The sequence below is a fragment of the Pseudotabrizicola sp. L79 genome, from assembly GCF_036553525.1.
GTDB lineage: Bacteria > Pseudomonadota > Alphaproteobacteria > Rhodobacterales > Rhodobacteraceae > Pseudotabrizicola.
Genome location: NZ_JAZHDA010000005.1, coordinates 1 through 469, shown reverse-complemented (window position 1 = coordinate 469; position 469 = coordinate 1). Strand labels below are relative to the sequence as shown.

1 pseudogene is annotated in these 469 nt (G+C 64.8%); it reads right to left on the bottom strand.

The annotated features are described in order from the left end of the window. Positions 1 to 46 precede the first annotated feature (46 nt). A pseudogene (locus V3C85_RS00020) lies at positions 47 to 181 on the bottom strand (HisA/HisF-related TIM barrel protein); the annotation flags it as partial. Positions 182 to 469: the final 288 nt, after the last annotated feature.

Below are 469 nucleotides of genomic sequence, written 5' to 3'. Positions count from 1 at the left end.
TGCCGCGGTTTTCATGGGTGGAATGGATGTCGAGAAAACACAGCTAATCCGCGCCCGCGGCGTCATAGGCCCGCGCGGCCTCGACCGGATCGCCGGCATCGCGCAGATCGACAAAATTCACGCCCTTGACGACTCTGCCATCGTCCACGTCAAGGGAGGGGATGATGCGTGTTTTCAACATGGCTTGGTCCTTTGCCCCTGTCGGTCTGTGCCCTGTCCTAGCGCCTGACAGCCGCTGGGGAACCCGGGCGCGGGCCCCAATACGGCGGGTTGAGACGGAGACACCCACACACCCCGACGATTTATTAAAAATCCCGGGGGGGCCGGGGGTGCCCCCCCAAACCCGCGGCACGGGGGCAGCGCCCCCTGTCCCCAGCGGCTGTCAGGCGCTAGGACAGGGCACAGACCGACAGGGGCCAAGGACCAAGCCATGTTGAAAACCCGCATCATCCCCTGCCTTGACGTGGCC